We start from the raw sequence: 20,950 nt of genomic DNA on the forward strand, positions 1-20,950 counted from the left end.
GCGTGATTCCGGAGGCTGTATCTTAAATGACTTCGTTTCGTGCCAGCACGCCTCCGAAAAGGTTTTCAGTGCTTCTGGGGCTGCTCGCCGACCTGCGCCTCGACGAGCTGGACCAGCCCACGGCGCAGGCGCTCGGAGGTGGCCTGCCCCGAGATCCCGAGTTCGTCCGCCACGTCGCCGAGGTTCGCCCGGCGGGGGACGGTGAAGTACCCGGCCCGGAGCGCGACCTGCAGTGCCTCTTGCTGTTCGTCCGAGAGGGGTTCGGCACCGTTCGGGTCGGACTCACCGCGTCTGGTACCCCCGCTGTCGATGGATTCGACGGCGACGGCCGTCTCGGCGGTGCGAAGCTGTTCCTCGAAGCGCCCAAGCGCGTCCCGGTCGGGGAACCGGAAGCTGGCGAGCCACTGGTTCGCTTCGCAGGTCGCCGAGAGCAACTGGCCATCGAGTTCGATCAACGCCGCGTACAGCGACCGAATATCCTCGCCGACGACCTGGGCAGACAGGAGCGTCCACGAGCCGTCCTCGCTCAGCCGGTTCGCCGACCGGACGGTCGAATCAGCCCCGAGTTCCTGGATGAACACCTCGGTCTCGACGCCGGTCACCCAGAGGTCGCATTTCAGGGTCCCTGCCCGCGTCTTGGCTACCTGTCCGATCTCGAGCTTTACACCTGGGAACGACTGGAGTGTTTCAGCGAGAACTCCTCCGTCCGTTCCAATCGCGAATTCGGCCCGGACGCTCATACGTCCGCTTGGACACACTGACTCTTAGTACCAATGTGCCGCTAGCGAAGGCATTTATCAGTGGTCTATCCCGTGTTGCTTCGATATCGAACAGAAAACGGCTCAGGCGTCGTTCGCGCCGCGGACCGTCGCCTCGACCGCTTCGACACCTTCGTCGTGGACGAGGTCGCCGACGACGACGACGTCGGCGTGCTGGGCCATCGTGTTGGCGGACTCGTAGTCGTGGATGCCGCCGCCGTAGAAGAGGGTCGCGTCCTCGAGCGCGTCCGCCGCCGCGGCGACCTTCTCGGTGTCGCCGAAGGTGCCCGAGTACTCGATGTAGATGATCTCTTGGCCGAACATGCGCTCTGCGATCTCGGCGTAGGCGGCCACGTCGTCCGCGCGGAGGTCACACTCCGCCTCGGTGTACTCGGCGACGCTCGCCTCGTCGTTGAGCACGATGTAGGCCTCGGTCGTCGTCTTGTCCCAGTCGAAGTCGTCGATGCGGAGCCACTCCTTGTGTGCGCCCGTCACCCAGAACACGTCGCCGGCGTTGAACACCGTCGGGACGAGGTAGCCGTCGAGGTCGTCGGAGTCGACGACGACGTTCGGCATGCTCGGTTCCTGGTACAGCGGGACGTCGTACTCGGCGCAGGCGTCGATGACCTCTGCGACCTTCTCTTCGGTCATCCCGAGTGTTCCACCGATCTCGATGGCGTCGGTGCCCGTCGCGCACACGTCCTCGTAGGTGATCCCGTCGGGCAGCTCCTTGTCGGGGTCGAGTTTGAGGATGTGATTCCAGTCCTCCCACGGTCGGCTCATACGGGGACGAACCTCGTGACCGGCTAAAATCCCTTCGAAAACCGCGACCCGGAGTTTAACATCGTCAGCCGCCGTTGATGCACCAGAGACATGGTTCCCGCGCCCGGTCCCGTCGCGCGATTACGAGCGGACGCCCTCGCGGCACGGGACCGACTGCCGGCTGGGGACACTGGCGACACGGCCCTCGCGCGGGTCCTCGTCTGCTGTTTCGCCGATGCCCGGGACCGACTCCCGGAGCCGGTCGACTGGGAGCCGGAGGCGGGACTGGCGGAGCGCCTCGACGCGGCCTGGGCAGCCATCGAGGCACGGGTCCAGACCGACCCGCTCCCGCTGGCCGCGTGGCCCGACGGTGACGCCCTCGCCGAGGCCATTCGAACGCTCCGGACCGTCGGCGATACCGACGACCCGAGAGACTTCGCCAGCCTCGACCCGCGACACGTCGGGACGGTCCACGAGACCGTCCTCGCGGAGCGGCGCAAGGCTGCTGGCGCGTACTACACACCCTTGCCGGTCGTCGAGTACGTCGTCGACGAGACGGTCGCCCCGCTGGCCGATTCGGTGGTCGCGGGCGAGCGCGACCTGGCCGACCTCGCGATTCTCGACCCCGCGATGGGCTGTGGCCGCTTCCTCGTGGGCGCGGTCTCCGCGCTCCGGGACCGGATTGCGGCCGAAACCGGGCGCGACCCCGACGAACTCGCCGACGCGCTCGTCGCGAACGCGGTGTACGGGGTCGACCTCGACGCCCGCGCGGTCGACCTCGCGACCCTCGTCTGCTGGCTCGCGACCGACGCCAGCCCGGACGCACTCGCCGGCCTCCGCGAGCACCTCGTCGTCGGCGACTCGCTGGTCGGGGCGGGGCCGACCGGTGAGCACGCCGAGTTCCAGGCAGGTTCCGACCCTCTTGACTGGCCCGCGGCCTTCCCGAACGTGCTGGCGGCCGACCAGTCGACCGGCGGCCACGGCCGCTTCGACGCCGCCATCGGCAACCCGCCCTACGTCCGGAGCCGGCACATCGACGCCGACCTGAAGGCGTATCTCCGCTCGACCTACCGGACCGTCACCGGCGCGTTCGACCTCTACATCCCCTTCGTCGAGCGCGCGGGCGACCTCGCCGAAACCGTCGGCCTCGTCGTCCCGAACAAGTGGACGACGACGCGATACGGCCGGCCCCTGCGCGACGACCTGCTGGACCGGCACCGCCTCACCGAACTCGTCGACCTGTCCTCGCTGGGCGTGTTCCCCGACGCCAACGTCTACCCGCTCGTCCTGCGCTTCGCGGCCGACGCGGGCCCGACCGAGGCCGTCACCGTCGCCCACCCGACCGACCAGTCGACCATCGCGGCCGCCGAGCGCGTGTCGGTCCCGCGCACCGTCGTGGACCGCCTCGGCGACCGGGTCGTCCCGACCGACCTCTCGGCCGATGCCGCCGACCTCGTCGCGCGGCTCTCCGCAGTCGGGGAACGTTTCGGCGACCACGCGACCATGACGGAGGGTATCCACACGGGCAACGTCCGCGAGAAACTGCTCGTCGACGAGCCCGGTCCCGACACCGAGCCGGTCGTCGGCGGCGACGCGGTCACGCCGTACCTGGTCGAGTGGGGCGGCCGCCACATCAGATACGACGCTGGCCTCGTCGACCACGAGCACGGCGAGTACGCCGACCTCCGAGAACCGGCGCTGTTCGAGGGCGAGAAACTGCTCGTCCCGGACGTGAGCGAAGGGCCCGAGGCGGGCTACGACGACCGCGGCCGCTACGCCCTGAACTCGTGCTACGTGGTCCGCCCTCGTGAGGACTCCCCGTACTCGGTGTGGGCTCTGCTCGCGCTCGTGAACGCGACCCCTGTCGACTGGTACTTCAGGCAGGTGTACGGCGGCAGCCACGTCAGCGGCGGCTACCTCCGGTGCAAACCGATGTTCTTCGGCGAGATTCCGCTCCCCGCCGACCCCGCGCCCGACGCCCTGGACCGGCTCGAATCGCTCGCCAGGGAGGCTCACGACGCCCGGCTGGACCGGCGGACGGTCCAGCCCGAACTGGCGCTCGACCACGAGCCTGACTCGGCCGACAGTGCCGGCCGTGACCTGGCCGCCCTCGGTGCGGTCCCCATCGCGACGGGACCACTGGGAGCCAGTACGAGAACCCACGACGGGCTCCGCATCGGCAGCGTCGCCGTGGAACGCACCGACGCCGGTGTCGAACTCCAGGCGACTGCCCGGTACCGTCTCGCGGAATCGGGAGCCGAGTTCTCGACCACCGAGACCGACCGCTGGGGGTTCGTCGAGACCGACCTGCGACCGGCGGTCCGACTCGACTGCGACGACCGGCTCGCGGCGCTCGTGGAAGCCGTCGTCCCAGCCGCGGTCGCGCGAGGCGACGGGACCGCCGGGTTCCGCCGCCAGGCCAGCAAGACCAACTCGCTCGCCGACCGGCTGCTCGCGATTCGGGTGCCCGACCCGGCCGCCATCGCCGACGAGTTCGAGGCGTACCTGGCGGCGAACGAGCGCGCCGAGGAACTGGACGAGAAGATAGCCAAGACGGGGGACCTGATAGACCAACTCGTCTACGAGCTGTACGGGCTGACCGAGGAGGAGATCGAAATCGTGGAGTCCGCGGTCACAGACGATTGACTAGTCACTGGAGAACCGATTTTCCTCGTTGCTCTGTGGTCGGGGCCATGCGACACACGACGACTACGCCCCCGGAGACGATGGACTCCGCGACGACGGCTAGCCCTGTCCGGTTGCGCGCACCCTCTCACTCGCGCCGCAGCCGGAGTGCGACCGTCGCCAGCAGGGCGACCACAGCGAGGAGCGCGCCGAATCCGGGGGTCTCGCCCTCGGCAGCCGTCGTCCCGTCCGCCCCCGAGCTGGACGTGTTGGCGGTCGTCGAGCCCTCTCCAGTCGTCGTCGCGCCGGACACCTGCACCGTGCCGACCTCGAGCGCGGCCTGGATCTCTCCCGAATCGTCCAGCAATGCGACCACGAGGCCGTACTGTCCCGGCGCGGTCGGCGTGTACCTCAGCGGGACGGTCTCCGTGGTCCCGCCCGCGACGAGCACCGGTCGCTGGTCGGTCAGCTGTCCATCGACGAACAGGGCGAGCGTGGCCGGGCTCTGTGCCGAGCCGGTGTTCTCCAGGTCGACGGTGACGAACGCGGGCTCGCCGGTGGCGACCGACGGCGTCTGGAGCGTCGCACCCGCGAGCCGGACGTCGCCGAACACCGGGCCGATGACGCCCGGGTCGATGATACTGGTCGAGGTGCCGGTGATGGGCGTGAGCTCCTGTCCGTCGTCGGTGATGACCTCGTCGGCCGGGGCGACGTACACCCGTCTCGTGGTGGTCGCGCTGTTCCCGTTCACGTCGACCGCCCGGAGCGTGACGTTCGCGTAGCCGAGCTGCGTGAACGTGTGCGAGGCCGTCGTTGCTCCGAGGCGGTGGAAGCCGAGGTCTTCGAAGTTCCAGTCGTGCCGCCCGACCTGGATGTTGTCCGTGCTCTGAGCGCCAGAGAAGGTCACCTGGGCACCGACGGGGACGATGACCGTCTCGGGGTCGAAGCTGATGGTCCCGGTAGTGCCGGTCAGCCCGAGGACGCGGGGCGTGTCGGTCACCGTGATGACGGGCGTCGGCGGGAGGTTGTCGACGGTGACGGCGAGGCTGTGGGGGGACTCCGCGTTGCCCGCGCGGTCGACCGCCCAGTACTCGACGGTGTAGCTGCCGTTGGGCAGGTCCTCGAGTTCCCAGATGTCCCCTCGGAGGTAGCTCCCGTTCCCCTCGTACACGGGGGTTGGGTCGTCGACGCCCGACCGGTCAACGACGCGCCACGAGACAGTCTCGACGCCGGAGGGGTCGACGGTCGCGTGAGCGATGGTGTCGGTCGCGTTGATGCGGAGCGTGTCGGTGAGCGCGCCAGACGAGTACCCGACCACGCGGGAGGTGGGCGCGAGCATGTCGGTGACGACCTCGAGGGTGACGCGCTCGCTGAACGACCCGAGCGGGCCGTTGGTCGAGCCGACCTCGATGTCGATGCCGTAGGTGGCGCTGCGTCTCGGAACCTCGAAACAGGTCGACCAGAACTCGGTCTCCTCGTTCGAGAGCGTCCCGTACACGTGGGCACCGAACGGCTGGCCGTCGTCGCAGAGGTTCAGCGGGCCGTTGTTGTAGTTCGGGCGGAGCCAGACACCGGTCGTCGGTGCGCCGGTCCCCGCGAGGCTGGCGCGGATGGTCCGGTTGGGCTGTTCCCAGTACCGGATCCGCTGGAACGTGTTGACGGTGAGGTCGAGACCGGGTTCGGCGGTGACCACGCGAACGACGCCGTCGTAGCGCTGGGTCGCGTCGTCGGCCACCTCGAAGCCGGTGACGGTGACGCGCCAGATGCCTGCTTCGGGGTCCTCGATGACGAGTTTCTCGACGTTGTCGTTCGCGCCGTCGGCACGGTAGCGCATCGGGTCGCTGCTGGGCCCGACGTACAGGTCGAGGTCGTTCACGAGCGTATCGTTCGCCCGGTTCGGTCCCTTCGGGTCCAGCCACGACAGCGAGACGACGACCTGCTCGGCGTCCGCGCCGACGGTGAAGCCGCGCCAGTCCGACTCGTCCTCGGCGATGTCGCCGGCGAAGGGCTGCTGGAGCGACTCGTACTGGTTCTGGTAGATGGCGTTCGCGGTGTCGACGAGGCCGTGGCCGGCGGGCAGGGTGTTCGGGTTGGCGGCGGGGCCGGTGGTCGCGACGAGCAACGCCTTCAGCTGGTTCGACGTGAGGTCGGGCGCGGTGGCCTCCTGCACGAGCGCGGCGACGCCGGAGACGTGCGGCGTGGCCATGCTGCAGCCGGACTTCGAGTTGTAGGTCCCGTTCTCGCTCGGAGCGTAGATGCGCGTGCCCGGTGCGAGCACGTCCGGCTTCCGGCGGCCGTCGCGCGGGAGCAGGTTGTCGTTCAGGGTCGAGACGTCGTTGACGTCCAGGATGGACCCCCAGGAGACGTTCTGGCCGTCGGAGCCGTCGGTCACCGCGCCGACCGTCAGCACGTTCTTCGCGAGACCGGGACTCCAGGCGTAGGGGCCCATCTGGCCGTTGTTTCCGAAACAGAAGGTGAGCAACACGTCGTCGTTGTCCCGGGCCCACTCGTCGACCTCGCCGGCGGTGTTGGTGTAGAACCCCGACACGTTCGACCCCCACGAGTTCGAGACGATGTCTGCGCCGTCGTTTGCGGTCCGCTTGACGTTCGCGAAGCCGAGCCCGCGGGCGACGATGAGGGTCGCGTCCGGCGCGACGCCGACGACCTCGACACCGTTCGAGACGCTCTGGCCCGCGATGGTGCCGGCGACGTGGATACCGTGGTCGTTCTTCGACCAGTTCCAGTTGTCCGCTTCGGGCGTCTGGTCGTCGTCGCGGCTGTCGTACGAGCCGACGATGGTCGTGTTCGCGAAGTGCGGGTGGTTGTACGCGATACCGGTGTCGACGACGCCGACGCTGATGCCGCCACCGCGGTAGAGCCGTGAGACCGCGTCCGCGTTCACCCCGAGTCCGCCCTGGCCGACACCGACCTGGGGTTCGTGGTACGGTTCGACCCAGCTGACCGCCGGGCTCCGTACGAGGTCGTCGATGGCGCGGCCGGAGACCGTCCCCCGGTAGGTGTCGTCACCGACTTGCCGCAGTTCGTACTCGTCGAACAGCGCCGATTCCGCGAAGGCGACCACGGTCACGGTGGCGGTCGCCTCTGCGGCGACGGGGAGCACGGTCGAGCGCTTCCACTCGGGGCGTAACGGCACGACCGCCCGGACGACCTTCTGGTTCCCGAAGGATTCGATGGCCTCACGCGGGAGCCGGGCGACCGCGGTCCGGTAGGTCAGGGTCTCTTCGTACTCGTACCCGTGTTCGTCGAGGAGGGAGTCACTCGGCGTGTCGTGGAACTGCACGACCACAGGGACGAGGGACGCGTCGACCTCGTAGACCGCGGGGTCGACGCCGGGTTCGAGTTTGACTGGACCGGTGTGGAACGGGATGACCGTACTGTGGCCCTTCTCGATGGGGAAGTCGAGTTCGCTCGTCGGGACCGTCTCCGGCGGCGGCACGTCGTAGGTCATGACGGTCCGGTTCTCCTCGGTTCGCCTTTCGGCGGGGACGGCCGGTGCTGTGCCGACCGCCGGCCCGGGGTCGATGGAGACGGCCGGAGGCGCGTCGAGTGAAATCGGCCCTGCCGTTCCGACGGCACCCACGACCGGCGCGGTCACGAGGACGGCTACGAGCAGTACGACCGCTGTGGTTGGGGTGCCAGTGGTTCCCATGGGTAACGGCCAGAGAGACGGCGAATAGAATCATAAGTGTTCTTAGGGTTTGCTGGCACGTCGCCAGCAACCGGCCGGGCGAGAGGTGGAAGAAGAACTACCTGTTCAGGCCTTCGCCTGCCAGCTCCGGACGCGGTCGGCGCTGATGCCCTGGACGGAGCCTGCGACCTCGTCGGGGTCGGCCTCCTTCAGGTCGTCGACGCTCTCGATGCCGGCCTCCTTGAGCTTCTCGGCGGTCTTCGTGCCGATGCCCTCCAGGGCTTCGAGGTCGGTCCCCGAGTCGCTCTCTCTGGCCTGGTACTCGCGGTAGTTGCAGATGGGACAGCCCAGCTCCCACGGGTCGCGGTCCGAATCCTCGTACTCGACGTGGATGGAGAACGCGTCGTGTTCGTCACACACCTCGTCCTCGATGACCACGACGCTCCCGCGCCGGGGCAGGGGAACCGAGTAGTCGCAGTCGGGGTAGCGCGAGCAGCCGACGAGCCGGGAGCCGTTGCGGAGGGTCTTCACGCGCAGTTCGCCCTCGTGTTCCTCTCCGCAGTCGGGACACGGGCCCACGGCGGGCCCCTCGCCCGCGGCGTCGGCCTTGCACATCGGGCAGCCGTGGACGAACGTCTGGCGGCCCGCGAGCATCTTCACCTCGTGCATCTCGTGCTCCTCGCAGGTCTCGTCCATGATGAGCGGCTTGCCCGTCGAGGGGAGCGGGAGCGTGAACTCGCAGTCGGGGTAGCCGTCACAGCCGACGAAGTACGAGCCGCGCCGGGAGCGCCGGACCAGCAGCTGGTGGCCGGACTCGGGGCAAGGACCGAGTTGCTTGTCGGCCTTGAGGCTTTTCTGGAGGTGGTCGCCGATCTCCTCGCGGGAGTCACGCAGCGCGGCGAACACCTGTTCGAGCATCTCGCGGGACTCGCCGGTCACGTCCTCGAGGGAGGCGTCGCCCGCCGCGATGCGGTCCATGTCCTTCTCCAGCTGGGCCGTCATCTCCTCGCTGACGATGTGGTCGGCGTAGTTCTCGGCGGCCTCGACCACGGCCTTCGCGAGCTGGGTCGGGCGCGGCGGGTCGCTCTCGACGTAGCCCCGGTCGTACAGCTTCTCCAGGGTCTCGTGGCGGGTCGCCTTCGTCCCGATGCCCATCTTCTCCATCGTCTCGATGAGGCGGGACTGCCCGTACCGGCGGGGCGGCTGGGTCTGTTTCGCCTCGAACCGCACCTCGCCGATGGCCAGGTCCTCGCCGACGGTCACGTCGGGGACGTGGTTCTCGGAGGTGTTGTAGTACGGGTAGACGGCGTGGTAGCCGGCGTCGACGAGGCGCTTGCCGTTCGCCTTGAGGGTGTGCTCGCCGATGTCGGCGACGACCTTGAGGTGCTCCCACTTCGCGGGCTCGGCACACGTCGCGTAGAAGCGCCGGACCACGAGTTCGTACACCTCCCACTCGTCGTCGTCAACGTCGCTTCCCCGCACCGGAATCTCCCCGGTCGGGTGGATGGGCGGGTGGTCGGTCGTCTCGTTCTCGCCGCGGGTCGGCTCGATGTCCTCGAGGTCGAGCAGGTCCTCGGCGGACTCGCCCAGTTCGGAGTGCCCGACGAAGTCGTCGAGCAGTTCCTCGGGGTCGAGGTCGTCCGGGTACACCGTGTTGTCCGTTCTCGGATAGGTGATGAACCCGGCCGTGTAGAGGTCCTCCGCGATGCTCATGGCGCGCTTGGCGGAGTAGCCCAGCGAACTCGCCGCCCGGATGAACTGCGTGGTGTTGAACGGGGCCGGGGGCGTGTCGGTCCGGGTGCGCCGGTCCACGTCCGAGACGGTCGCCGCGCTCGCGTCCTGGAGCGCCGCGTACACCGACTCGGCGGTCTCCTCGTCCCAGATGCGCTCGGCCTCGTTGTCGTCCTCGTCGAGGTAGTAGTACTGCGCCTCGAACTCCTCGTCGTCCTTCTGGAGGTCGGCGAACAGCTCCCAGTAGTCCTCGGGGTCGAACGCCTCGATCTCGCGCTCGCGGTCGACGATGAGCTTGAGCGTCGGCGACTGCACGCGCCCGACCGAGATGAAGTCGTCTCCGAGCTGGCGGGCGGCGAGCGAGAGATACCGGGTCAGCGCGGCCCCCCACACGAGGTCGATGATCTGGCGGGCCTCGCCCGCCGCCGCGAGGTCGAAGTCGAGGTCGTCCGGGTTGTCGAACGCCTCGGTCACCTCGCGCTGGGTGATGGAGGAGAAGCGCACCCGGTCGATGGGCACGTCGTCGTTCACCTCGCGGACGAGTTCGTACGCCTCCTTCCCGATGAGTTCACCCTCGCGGTCGTAGTCAGTCGCGATGGTGACGCGGTCGGCCTTGCGCGAGAGCAGTCGCAGCGTCGCGACGATGTTCTCCTTCGTCGGCGTCTTCTGGATGCTCGCGTCGATGAGTTCGTGTGGCTCCACGTCGCGCCAGTCGTTGTACTCCGGTGGGAAGTCCACGCCGACGACGTGGCCAGACAGCCCCACGCAGCGCTTGCCACCCCACTTGTAGACGTTGACACCGTTCTCGCGCTCGGCGCTGGCGGACTCACCGCTCAGGATGTCGGCGATGCGTCGTGCCGCGTTGTCCTTCTCTGTGATTATCAGCTCCATGGGTCACCCCCGGCCCTTCGGTCGGTCATTGGCGGTGGATAGGTCGGAGGTCGTTCTAAAGGTTTCGGGGCCGAAAATCGATAGACAGCATGGGGGCAAGGCGCGGCTGCGCGCGGGTGAGTACGGGCGCGAGAGGTGTCAGTTCTCCCGACAGGCCGACCGAATCACGTCGACACCGTGAACCTCGACGCGCGCCCCGCCGGACTCGCTCTCGGTGACCGCGACCGTCCAGTCGTGGGCGTCCGCGATGGACTCCACGATGGCGAGCCCGAACCCGGAGCCGTCGGGGACTGTCGAGACGCCGTGGTCGAACACCTCGTCGCGACGGTCGGCCGGGATACCCTCGCCGTCGTCGGCGACGAAGAAGCCGTCCTCGTCGCAGAAACCGACGCGGACGGTGAGTGCGCCGTCGTCCGTCGCCCCGTGTTCGACCGAATTACGAAAGAGGTTCTCCAGCAACTGCTGTACCCGCCCGTCGTCCGCCCGGATGGCACCCTCGCACTCGACGGTCAGCGTCGCCTTGCGTGTCTCGACCGAACTCCAGCCCCTGACCGCGAGCGATTCGAGGTCGTGCAGGCCGAGTTGCTGGACCGCGGTCCCGTGCTGGGCGAGCGCGAGCAGGTCCTGGACGAGTTCGTCCATCCGCCCCAGGGCCTCCTGGACGTGCTCGATCCGGTCCACTTCGCCCGTCTCGGCGAGCAGGTCGGCGTGGCTCGTCGCCACCGACAGCGGGTTCCGCAGGTCGTGACTCACGACGCCCGCGAACGCCTCCAGTCGCTCGTTCTGACGTTCGAGTTGCGCCCGGCTCGTCTCCAGCGCCTGCTCTCGTTCGCGCTGGTCGGTGATGTCGGTGTAGATGGCGTAGCCGTACTGCGTCCCGTTCTCGTGTTCGTTCGGTACGTCGCGCAGGAGGAACTGCCGCTCGCCGTCGGCGGTCAGTCGGTGGACCTCCGCGTCGAGCGGTTCGCCCCTGGCGACCGTCGCGTTCAGGTCGGCAGCCTCGTCGACGCGGTCTGGGGGAACGATGAACTCGTCGAGTGGCTCGTCACGAATCTCCTCGGCAGGATACCCGAACACCCGCTCGAACGCCGGGTTCACGCCGGTGACGTACGGTTCGTCACCGTCCCGGAGTTCGTAGGCGACGGTCGGCTCCGGGATGTTGTCGAACAGCGCCGCGAAGCGTTCGCGCTCCTCGCGGAGTTCGCGCTCGCGCTCGGCGGTCGCGACGGCCTGCTCGATGCGGTTCGCGAGGAGTTCGAACTGGTCCGAACTGGCGTCCTTGCGGACGTAATCCGTGATACCCGTCGACAGCGCCTCGCTCGCGACGTCCTCCGACCCCTTCCCGGTGAACAGGACGAACGGGAGGTCGGGGTCGCGTTCGCGGACTGCCTCGAACAGGGCGAGGCCGTCCATCGCTGGCATACGGTAGTCGCTAACGACGCAGTCCGCACTGTCGAGTTCGCAAATCGCGGCGTCCGGGTCGGTCGTCGACTCGACCGTCAGCCGGTCGAACTCGCGGGTGAGTGTCCGTCTGGTCAGTGACAGAAACCCCTCGTCGTCGTCGACGTGGAGGACCCTGATGGGGCTCTGCCTGCCGGTCGGCATGGCTCTGCAATTCGTGTGTACTGTGATTAACGTGTCGGCCAACCGAAAGCAGTTGGCGAGGGGGACAGTCAGGGTGGGCTACTGGTCGGGTTGCGAGGAAGACGGGGTCAGAGGCCCACCCACGACGCCATCCTGTCGAGGCCGTGTTCGGCTCGCCAGACGAGTCGTTCGGCGGTCGCGGGGACGTGGTCGGGGGTTTCGACGGTGGCGGTGTCGACCTTGGTGAACCGGTACTCGAATCGCGTCATCGCTGACCCGTTAGTTCGTTCGGCGACGACCCGTTCCAGATGGGACTCATCGTCGGTTGCGACGGTAACGAGCGTCCGCACCGAATAGTTATCCTGCGCACTGACTCCGAATACCCAGTTGACGCTCCGGTCCGTGTACTCGATAGTTTTCGAGGACGCTGTCTGGGAGATTACGCTGGCATCTGCGGTTCTGGCAGCGTTTTCTAGGTCGTCGAAACGGTCGGAGAGTGACCAACCCAACCGTCCGACTGGTCTATCGTCTGCCCGTCTCCAGGACCCGTCTTTCCACTCTCCCCAGTACGCGTAGCGAGTCGCTAAGAAGTCTATGTGGGGGTCGTCGACAGTGTTGTTATATGGATACTGCGGCCACATCTCGAGTAGTCTCATCTCTGTTTCGGGTTCAACTGTGAGGCGGTAACCCACAGTCTGGGTATCGTCCTCGAACCGCGAGACGTTACTCGTGTGCAGGTGGAACGTCACGACGTGTGGTCTGGCGCCGATGTTCCCGATAGCATCCGCAGCGAGTTCTGCTGGTGGGTCGTCGGGAGAAATCTCCGGTGCATCTGCACCAGCGGGTGCAGGTCCGACGAGGACCGCCAGCGTGAGGACGGTCAGCAGTAGCAACCAACCCGTTGACAGCACAGTACCGTATCCACGGAGGACTGGCTCCACCCCGTCAGGGAGTTTCGATAGCGGTGCTGTCACTCGCCTGCGAAAGTCCGAAGAAACGTATTGAGTGCGGGGGACGGAACTCGGCCACGGCACGGTCGGCTTTCGAGCGAGGATTATGAACGCGAACAACAATCCGACACCGCCGACCGCCAGCCAGAGAGGCGAAAGTAGGGCGTCGATTCCCAGGTCGAACCGGTACATGAACCGCTCCGTGAGTGAATATTTGTCCAGGTGAAGTGTCCGGATATCGTCTTCGAACGATTCGATCGTCATCGGGGGTGGATAGTAGTCCGTCCCCTGCTGTGTCGGGGTGAGAACCACCCCGATGCCATAGAGAACCGGGAGGGAGACGACGAAGAAGACGAACGTGACGAGTGCCAACCGTCGTATTACTTGCCCGACACGAGCGCGCATACGACCACACTCGCGGAGGTTCGTGTAAGTGTTACGGCTCGATAAAATAACGCGACGAAAACCCGAGAGACAGCCTTACTCGTCCAGCACGGCCCGCAGCTTCTCGTTCACGGTTCCGGGGTCAGCAGAGCCCTGCGTCTTCTGCATGACCTGGCCGACGAGGAAGTTGAGTGCGCCGCCTTCGCCGTCGTAGTAGTCCTCGACGGCGTCGGGGTTCTCGTCGATGGCCTCCTGCACCGCGGTCGCGACCTCGTCCTCGCCGGTCTTGCCGAGCCCTTCGCGGTCGACGATGTCGTCCGGTGCATCGCCGTCGTCGAGCATTCCTCTGAGGACTATCTCCTCGGCGTTCTTCGTGGTAATCTCGTCCTCGGCGACGAGTTCGACCAGCCGGGTGAACTCGTCGAGGCGGTGGGCCACATCGGTAATCTCCATGTCGCGGTAGTTGAGTTCGCCCAGCAGGTTGTCGGCGACCCACGTCGCGGCGAGGTCGGGGTCGAACTGCTCGGCGACGTCCTCGTAGAAGTCCGCGACCTGCTTCGTGCTCGTGAGCTTCGAGGCGGATTCGAGGTCGAGGTCGTACTCCTCCTGGAAGCGCTTGCGGCGGGCGTCGGGGAGTTCCGGAATCGGAATCTCCTCCTTCCAGTGTGAGACCTGCAGCGGCGGGAGGTCGGCCTCCTCGAAGTAGCGGTAATCCTTCTCCTCCTCCTTCGAGCGCATGGAAACCGTGGTGCCGTGGGTCTCGTTGAAGTGGCGGGTCTCCTGGGCGACGGCCTTGCCGCGCTGGACCAGGTTCTTCTGGCGGTTGCGCTCGTAGGCCAGCGCCTTCTCGGCGCCCTTGTGGCTGGAGATGTTCTTGACCTCGGTCCGGTTCGCGTCTTCGAGCACTTCCTCGGAGATGCTGCCGTCCTCGGCGATCTCGTCGGCCGGGACGATGGAGAGGTTCGCGTCGACGCGCAGGCTGCCGTCACGCTGGCTGTCGAACACGCCGAGGTATTCGAGGACCTCGGTGAGCTTCGCGAGGAAGGTCCGGGCCTCGGCGGGGCTGCGGAAGTCCGGCTCCGTGACGATCTCCATCAGGGGCGTGCCGGCGCGGTTGTAGTTCACCTTGGTGTACTCCGCGCTGTCGATGTCGCCGCCGACGTGCTGGAGGCTCCCGGGGTCCTCCTCGAGGTGGGCGCGACGGATGCGGATGGACTTGCGTTCGCCCTCGACGGAGATCTCCAGCGTGCCGTCCTTGCAGATAGGCTCGTCGTACTGGGTGATCTGGAAGTTCTTCGGCAGGTCGGGGTAGTAGTAGTTCTTCCGGTGGAACCGGGTCTCCTCGGGGATGTCCGCGTCGATGGCCTTGCCGACCTTCACGGCGGCCTCGACCGCGCCCTCGTTCAGGACGGGCAGGGACCCGGGCAGACCGAGGCAGACGGGACAGACGTTCGTGTTCGGTTCTTCCGTCGGTTCCGTCGGACAGCCACAGAAGATCTTCGTCGCCGTCTCCAGCTGGACGTGGACCTCCAGCCCGATGACGGCCGCGAGTTCGTCCGGCTGCACAGCCTGCGCAGTCATTGGCCGTGGATTCGGTGTGGGGTGGTTAAAGCGTGACGGGTTCCGTTGTGGTGGGATGGTCGGTTCTGCTCGGGTGTGGGTGTGGCTGGCGTGGTCGATGAGTTCGGGAGTGGTAGTGACGACGAGCAGGTCACTCGCGCTGGTGGCCATGACCGCAACCGCCCCGCCCCCTCCCCGCACAGCACCGCCACACCGCAACCGCACCTCACCCTCCCCAGCCGACTCCTTCCGTTTCGTTCCGTTTCACTTCACTCCACTCCGGTCGTCCCTCGCACGCTTTCGTCGGCGACCGTCGCTTCGCTCGGGACCGCCGACCGCGCGCGCCGGCCGGCTGAGAGGGTTCTTCATCGCCATCGTTGACCACTCGCGATTCGACTCGAATCTCGAACCGAGCCGCGGGTTTTTCACCCGTCTCATCGAATTGTCAGTACCTAATGAACCGTCGTCGATTCCTCCGTCGGGCGTCGGGCCTCGGAACGTGCGCGGCGCTCTCGGGGTGTCTGGAGTTCGGCGACGACCAGCCGTCGACCCAGGGGCCCGAGGACCTGCTGGTGACGAGCATCGGGGCCCAGCCCGACGGCGGGAACGTGAATCTCGCGGTGGAGGTGTACGTCGACCGGACGGAACCGACCGAGTTGACCGTCGAGGGCGAGGTTTCTGTCGACGAGACGGCGGCGCGCGAATCGCGCACGGTGCGGCTCTCCGGCGAGCGGAAGCGCCTGACACTCCAGCTGTTGTTCACCGGCGTGGCGTCGTACCCGAGCGTCCCCGAGAACATCCAGGCGCGGGCACGAGTCGGGTACGGCGACGAGATGTCGGCGTGGTACGAGACGGCACTCTGACCCACAGGTCACGTTGGCACAATGTCAGGAAGCGTGCAGGTGTCTGACGCAGGTTTATGGTTCCGGCCGCACGCGATGTAGGTATGCCGAAGAACCGGGTGGAAGACCTCGAGGCCACCGTCAACGAACTCGAATCGACCGTTCGCGGTCTCACGGAGGAACTCGTCGAGACCAAAGAACGCGTCCGCATTCTCGAAGCCGAACTGGAAGCAGACCCTCGCGGCGTCGCTCCCGACGTCTCCGAGGACGAGGAATCGACCGAGATGCTGACCCCCGAACCGGGGACCAGCCAGGCGGCCCAGGCCGAGGTGGACGCCGCCGCTGCGATGGCTAATCGCGAAGGCGAAGGCGCTAAGAGTGCCGAGGAAGAAACCGACGACGAAAGCGACGAGTCCGGACTCGGCGACGACATCATCGTCGCATAACGCGCGGTTTCCGGCCAGTCCGGGCCCAACCCCCCTACCATGCACATAAAAGAGCTCGTTCTCGACAACTTCAAGAGCTTCGGCCGGAAGACACGGATTCCCTTCTACGAGGATTTCACCGTCGTCACCGGCCCCAACGGCTCCGGGAAGTCGAACATCATCGACGCCGTTCTCTTCGCGCTCGGCCTGGCCCGCACCCGCGGTATCCGCGCCGAGAAGCTGACCGACCTCATCTACAACCCCGGCCACGACGATGGCGGCGACTCGGCGGGGCCACGCGAGGCCAGCGTCGAGGTCATCCTCGACAATTCGGACGGGAAGCTCGACCGAACACAGGTCGTCAACGCCGCCGGCTCCGATGACGTCGGGGACGTCGACGAGATACGAATCAAGCGACGCGTCAAGCAGACCGAGGACAACTACTACTCCTACTACTATCTCAACGGGCGCTCGGTCAACCTCTCGGACATCCAGGACCTGCTCGCGCAGGCCGGTGTGACCCCGGAAGGGTACAACGTCGTCATGCAGGGCGACGTCACCGAGATAATCAACATGACGCCGTACGCGCGCCGGCAGATCATCGACGAGATCGCGGGCGTCGCGGAGTTCGACGCGAAGAAGGCCGACGCGATGGAGGAACTGGAGACCGTCGAAGAGCGCATCAACGAGGCGGAGCTGCGCATCTCCGAGAAGCGCCAGCGGCTCACCCAGCTCGAGGACGAACGCCAGCAGGCCCTGCGCTACCGCCGGCTCAGACGTGAGCGCGAGCGCTACGAGGGCTACCTGAAGGCGGCCGAACTGGAGGACAAGCGCGAGGACCTCGCGAGCACGGAGGACAGACTCGAGACCAAACAGGCCGAGGTCGACGACCTCCAGCGAGACCTCGACGAGAAACAGGGCAAGGTCGTCCGCCTGCAGGAGGACCTGGAGGACCTCAACGCCGAAATCGAGCGCAAGGGCGAGGACGAACAGCTCGCTATCAAGCGCGACATCGAGAGCCTCAAGGGCGACATCTCCCGGCTCGAGGACAAGATATCGGCGAGCGAGGAGGCCATCGCGGAGGCCGAGAACAAGCGCCGGGACGCCTTCGTCCAGATAGACCGCAAGCAGGAGGAGGTCGACGACGTCGAATCCGAGATTCGCAACACGAAGGTCCAGAAGTCCTCGCTGAAGGCCGACGTACAGACGAAGCAGGCCGAACTCGCGGACCTGCAGGCCGAGATAGACGAGATAGACACCGAGTACGACGAACTCAAGGCCGACCTCCAGGAGCGAAAAGAGGCGCTGGACGAGGAGAAAGACGCGAAGAACGAGCTCCAGCGCGAGAAGGACCGGCTGCTCGACGAGGCCCGCCGCCGGTCGAACGAGGCGAGCGAGATAGAGACGGAGGTCGAGGAGACCGAAGCCGAGATTCCGGCCATCGAGGCCGACATCACCGACCTCGAGGACGAGTTAGAGAAGGCGCGCCGGAACGTGCTCAACATCGAGGGCGTCGTCGACGACCTCAAGGCCGAGAAACAGGAGCGCCAGCAGGACCTCGACGAGGTCGAGGACGAACTCCAGGCCAAACAGCAGGAGTACGCGGAGCTGGAAGCCAACGCCGGCCAGTCCGGCGACTCCTCGTTCGGCCGCTCGGTCACCACGGTGTTGAACTCCGGTATCGACGGGGTCCACGGCGCGGTCGCCCAGCTGGGCAGCGTCGACCCGCAGTACGCGACCGCGTGTGAGACCGCAGCCGGCGGCCGGATGGCCAACGTGGTCGTCAGCGACGACGTCATCGGCCAGCGCTGTATCGAGCACCTCAAGTCCCGGAACGCGGGGCGGGCGACGATGCTGCCGATGAACAAGATGCGGAACCGGTCGCTCCCGAGCGCGCCGAACGCGCCGGGTGTGGTCGACTTCGCGTACAACCTCATCGACTTCGACTCGCAGTACGCGGGCATCTTCAGTCACGTCGTCGGCGACACGCTGGTCGTCGAGGACCTCGACACGGCCCGTGACATGCAGGGCGACTATCGGCTGGTCACGCTCGACGGCGACCTCGTCGAGAAGTCCGGCGCGATGACCGGTGGCTCCTCGAAGGGTTCCCGGTATTCCTTCGACGCCTCCGGCGAGGGCCAGCTCAAACGTGTCGCCGAGCGTATCTCCCAGCTCGAAGACGAGCGCCAGTCCATCCGTGAGGACGTCAGAAGTATCGAGTCCCGGCTGGACGACGCCCGCGACCGCAAGAGCAACGCGGCCGACGAGGTGCGCTCCATCGAGAGCGACATCGAATCGAAGGAGACCGAGAAAGACCGTCTCGAATCACGCATCGCGGACCTCGAAGACCGAAAGCAGGAGCTCGCCGAGGAGCGCGAGTCGGTCGACGACGAGATGCAGGAGATAGAGTCGGGTATCACCGAGCGCAAGGAGGCCATCGCGGAGATAGAGGCCGACATCGAGGAACTCGAATCCGAACTCGCGGACTCGCGCATCCCCGAACTCACCGCCGAGATGGAGTCGGTCGAGGCGGAGATCGACGACCTCGAAGACCGGATGGACGACCTCGACGGCCGACTGAACGAACTCCAGCTCGAGAAGCAGTACGCCGAGGAGGCCATCGAGGGCCTGCACGACGACATCGAGGCGGCCCAGAACAAGAAGGCCGAACACGAAGAGCGCATCGCGGACCTCGAGGAGACGATCGAGGAGAAAGAGGAGGAACTCGAGGGCAAGCGCCGGAAGGTGCTCGAACTCGAGAACGAGCTCTCCGAACTCAAGGAGGAACGCGAGGGGCTCCGCGAGGACCTGAAGGAAGCCGAGAAGGCGCGCGACTCGGTCAAGTCACAGGTCGACGCGGTCACGAGCAAACTCGACTCGCTCTCGGACACGCGCGAGCAGCTCGAGTGGGAGATCGAGAACCTCGAAGAGGAGGTCGGCGACTACGACCCCGAGGAGGTGCCGGACCACGACGAGGTCGTCCGGATGGTCGAGTGCTTCGACGGCGACATGAACGCGATGGAGCCGGTGAACATGAAGGCCATCGACGATTACGACGAGGTCAAGTCCGCGCTCGACACGCTGGTCGAGGGGCGGGACACCCTCGCCGAGGAGCGCGACGGCATCACGGAGCGCATCGAGTCCTACGAGGCCCAGAAGAAGGAGACGTTCATGGCGTCGTTCGAAGCCATCGACGAGAACTTCCAGGAGATATTCTCCCAGCTCTCGGCCGGCTCGGGCCACCTCCACCTCGAAGACGAGGACGACCCGTTCGAGGGTGGCCTGACGATGAAGGCCCAGCCGGGCGACAAGCCCATCCAGCGCCTCGACGCGATGTCGGGCGGCGAGAAGTCGCTCACGGCGCTGGCGTTCATCTTCGCCATCCAGCGCCACAACCCGGCACCGTTCTACGCGCTGGACGAGGTCGACGCGTTCCTCGACGCGGTCAACGCCGAGCGCGTCGGCCAGATGGTCGACGAGTTAGCAGGACGGGCGCAGTTCGTCGTCGTCTCGCACCGCACCGCGATGCTCGACCGGTCCGAGCGCGCCATCGGCGTGACGATGCAGCAGAACAACGTCTCGGCGGTGACGGGCATCGACCTGTCCGAGGGCGGTGACGTCGAGGAGGAGGTGCCGGCGGATGACTAGCGAGGAACCGAAGCGAAGCGGAGGTTCCTCGGAAAAGTCGAGTGGGGAGCAAAGCGACCCGCGAGCTGAGGAACGTGATGCTCCTGAAGACGAGCCAGAGAACCTCCTGAACATCGCCGGGCACGAGGACCGGACGCCGCCCGGCGAGGACGAGGATCCGTTCGGCATCGACGACGCCGATTCCGAGGCAGCCGAAGACTCGGCCAACCCGGACGAGTTCTACGCGGGCGACGAGGACGACCTCGACGAGGTGCTGGCGGAGGACGACCCGGATGCGTCCGACGAGGACGAGACCGCCATGGAGGAGGTCCTCCCGGACGACGACGTGATGGAGGACACCGAGGACGACGCGGTCGAACCAGTCGAACTGCTGGTCCAGTTAGCGAAACGGGGCGACATCGACGCGTGGGACATCGACATCGTCCGCGTCACCGACGAGTTCCTCGATGCGCTCGAGGACGCAGACCTCCGGACGTCCGGGCGCGCGCTGTTCTACGCGAGCGTCCTGCTCCGGATGAAGGGCGACGAGCTCATCCACGGGAGCGACGAGGAGGAGGAAGAGGAACTCGCGCCGTGGGAGCAGCCGTTCGCGGACGAGGCACCCGAGGAGCCGCCGGACCCGGACTTCGACCCGGTCGCGGGGCTCGAAGCCGAGATGGAGCGTCGGCTCGACCGCAAGCAGGTCCGCGGGACGCCGGAGACGCTGGACGAACTGGTCCACGACCTGCGCGAGGCCGAGCGCGGCTCGTGGTGGAAGCGCCAGCGCGAGTACGACACCAGCGACTCCCCGCGCGGGTTCCAGCGCGGCACGCAGACGCTCGACTACCACTCGGGCGACGACTTCCGCGTGGACGACGAACCGACCGAGGACGAGGTGACGGGGACGACTCACTCGGAGGACATCGAGGAGATAATCGCCGACGTGCGCACCGCCCTGCACGAACACTACGACGCTGGCCGGGCCGAGGTGCTGTACGCGGAGATCGACATGGTCGGTGGCTCGCGGGTACAGACCTTCCTTGCGCTGTTGTTCCTCGCCCACCGTGGGCAGGTCCGCCTCCAGCAGGACGAACTGTTCGGCGACCTCTGGGTCCAGGACCCAACCGCAGCCAGGGGCTCCGAGGAAGCCGTCGCGGACTGA

General features: G+C 66.8%; 12 protein-coding genes. 5 read left to right on the forward strand and 7 right to left on the reverse strand.

The window, feature by feature from the left end; genetic code table 11:
• Positions 1-65: 65 nt before the first annotated feature.
• The gene (locus ACSC1S_RS03030; protein WP_435363102.1) at positions 66-740 is read right to left on the reverse strand and encodes a helix-turn-helix domain-containing protein; all 675 of its coding nucleotides are present in this window, start codon (positions 738-740) and stop codon (positions 66-68) included.
• Between the two features lie 102 nt (positions 741-842).
• Complete coding sequence (locus ACSC1S_RS03035) at positions 843-1,541, reverse strand: phosphoglycerol geranylgeranyltransferase (RefSeq protein WP_435317389.1); 699 nt, start codon at positions 1,539-1,541, stop codon at positions 843-845.
• Between the two features lie 90 nt (positions 1,542-1,631).
• On the opposite strand from ACSC1S_RS03035, the gene ACSC1S_RS03040 reads away from it, so the two are divergent.
• On the forward strand, positions 1,632-4,166 hold the full coding sequence (locus ACSC1S_RS03040) for an Eco57I restriction-modification methylase domain-containing protein (protein ID WP_435363103.1): 2,535 nt from the start codon (positions 1,632-1,634) through the stop codon (positions 4,164-4,166).
• 127 nt (positions 4,167-4,293) lie between these two features.
• On the opposite strand, the gene ACSC1S_RS03045 is transcribed toward ACSC1S_RS03040, so the two are convergent.
• The 5 genes from ACSC1S_RS03045 to gatB form a co-directional block, all read right to left on the reverse strand.
• Entirely contained in the window at positions 4,294-7,815 is a 3,522-nt protein-coding gene (locus tag ACSC1S_RS03045; protein WP_435363104.1) for a S8 family serine peptidase, read from the reverse strand.
• Positions 7,816-7,920: 105 nt separating this feature from the next.
• Positions 7,921-10,416 carry a DNA topoisomerase I gene (locus ACSC1S_RS03050; RefSeq protein WP_435363105.1) on the reverse strand — a complete coding sequence of 832 codons (2,496 nt, stop codon included), beginning with the start codon at positions 10,414-10,416 and terminating at the stop codon, positions 7,921-7,923.
• Positions 10,417-10,554: 138 nt separating this feature from the next.
• Positions 10,555-12,021, reverse strand: coding sequence for a response regulator (locus ACSC1S_RS03055; RefSeq protein ID WP_435363106.1), 1,467 nt, complete (start codon positions 12,019-12,021; stop codon positions 10,555-10,557).
• 107 nt (positions 12,022-12,128) lie between these two features.
• On the reverse strand, positions 12,129-13,355 hold the full coding sequence (locus tag ACSC1S_RS03060) for a hypothetical protein (RefSeq protein WP_435363107.1): 1,227 nt from the start codon (positions 13,353-13,355) through the stop codon (positions 12,129-12,131).
• Between the two features lie 75 nt (positions 13,356-13,430).
• Positions 13,431-14,915, reverse strand: a complete 1,485-nt coding sequence (gatB, locus tag ACSC1S_RS03065; RefSeq protein WP_435363108.1) for an Asp-tRNA(Asn)/Glu-tRNA(Gln) amidotransferase subunit GatB — start codon at positions 14,913-14,915, stop codon at positions 13,431-13,433.
• Positions 14,916-15,349: 434 nt separating this feature from the next.
• On the opposite strand from gatB, the gene ACSC1S_RS03070 reads away from it, so the two are divergent.
• The 4 genes from ACSC1S_RS03070 to ACSC1S_RS03085 all read left to right on the forward strand — a co-directional run bounded on the left by ACSC1S_RS03070 (position 15,350) and on the right by ACSC1S_RS03085 (position 20,950).
• The gene (locus ACSC1S_RS03070; protein WP_435317398.1) at positions 15,350-15,757 is read left to right on the forward strand and encodes a hypothetical protein; all 408 of its coding nucleotides are present in this window, start codon (positions 15,350-15,352) and stop codon (positions 15,755-15,757) included.
• Positions 15,758-15,840: 83 nt separating this feature from the next.
• Complete coding sequence (locus tag ACSC1S_RS03075; RefSeq protein ID WP_435363109.1) at positions 15,841-16,182, forward strand: DUF7518 family protein; 342 nt, start codon at positions 15,841-15,843, stop codon at positions 16,180-16,182.
• A gap of 39 nt (positions 16,183-16,221) precedes the next feature.
• Positions 16,222-19,809: a chromosome segregation protein SMC gene (gene smc / locus ACSC1S_RS03080; RefSeq protein ID WP_435363110.1), complete on the forward strand. Its 3,588-nt coding sequence runs from the start codon at positions 16,222-16,224 to the stop codon at positions 19,807-19,809.
• On the forward strand, positions 19,802-20,950 hold the full coding sequence (locus tag ACSC1S_RS03085) for a segregation/condensation protein A (protein WP_435363111.1): 1,149 nt from the start codon (positions 19,802-19,804) through the stop codon (positions 20,948-20,950). Before smc ends, ACSC1S_RS03085 begins: the two co-directional genes overlap by 8 nt.

Source organism: Haloarchaeobius pelagicus (assembly GCF_051207375.1).
In the GTDB taxonomy this organism is placed as follows: domain Archaea; phylum Halobacteriota; class Halobacteria; order Halobacteriales; family Natrialbaceae; genus Haloarchaeobius.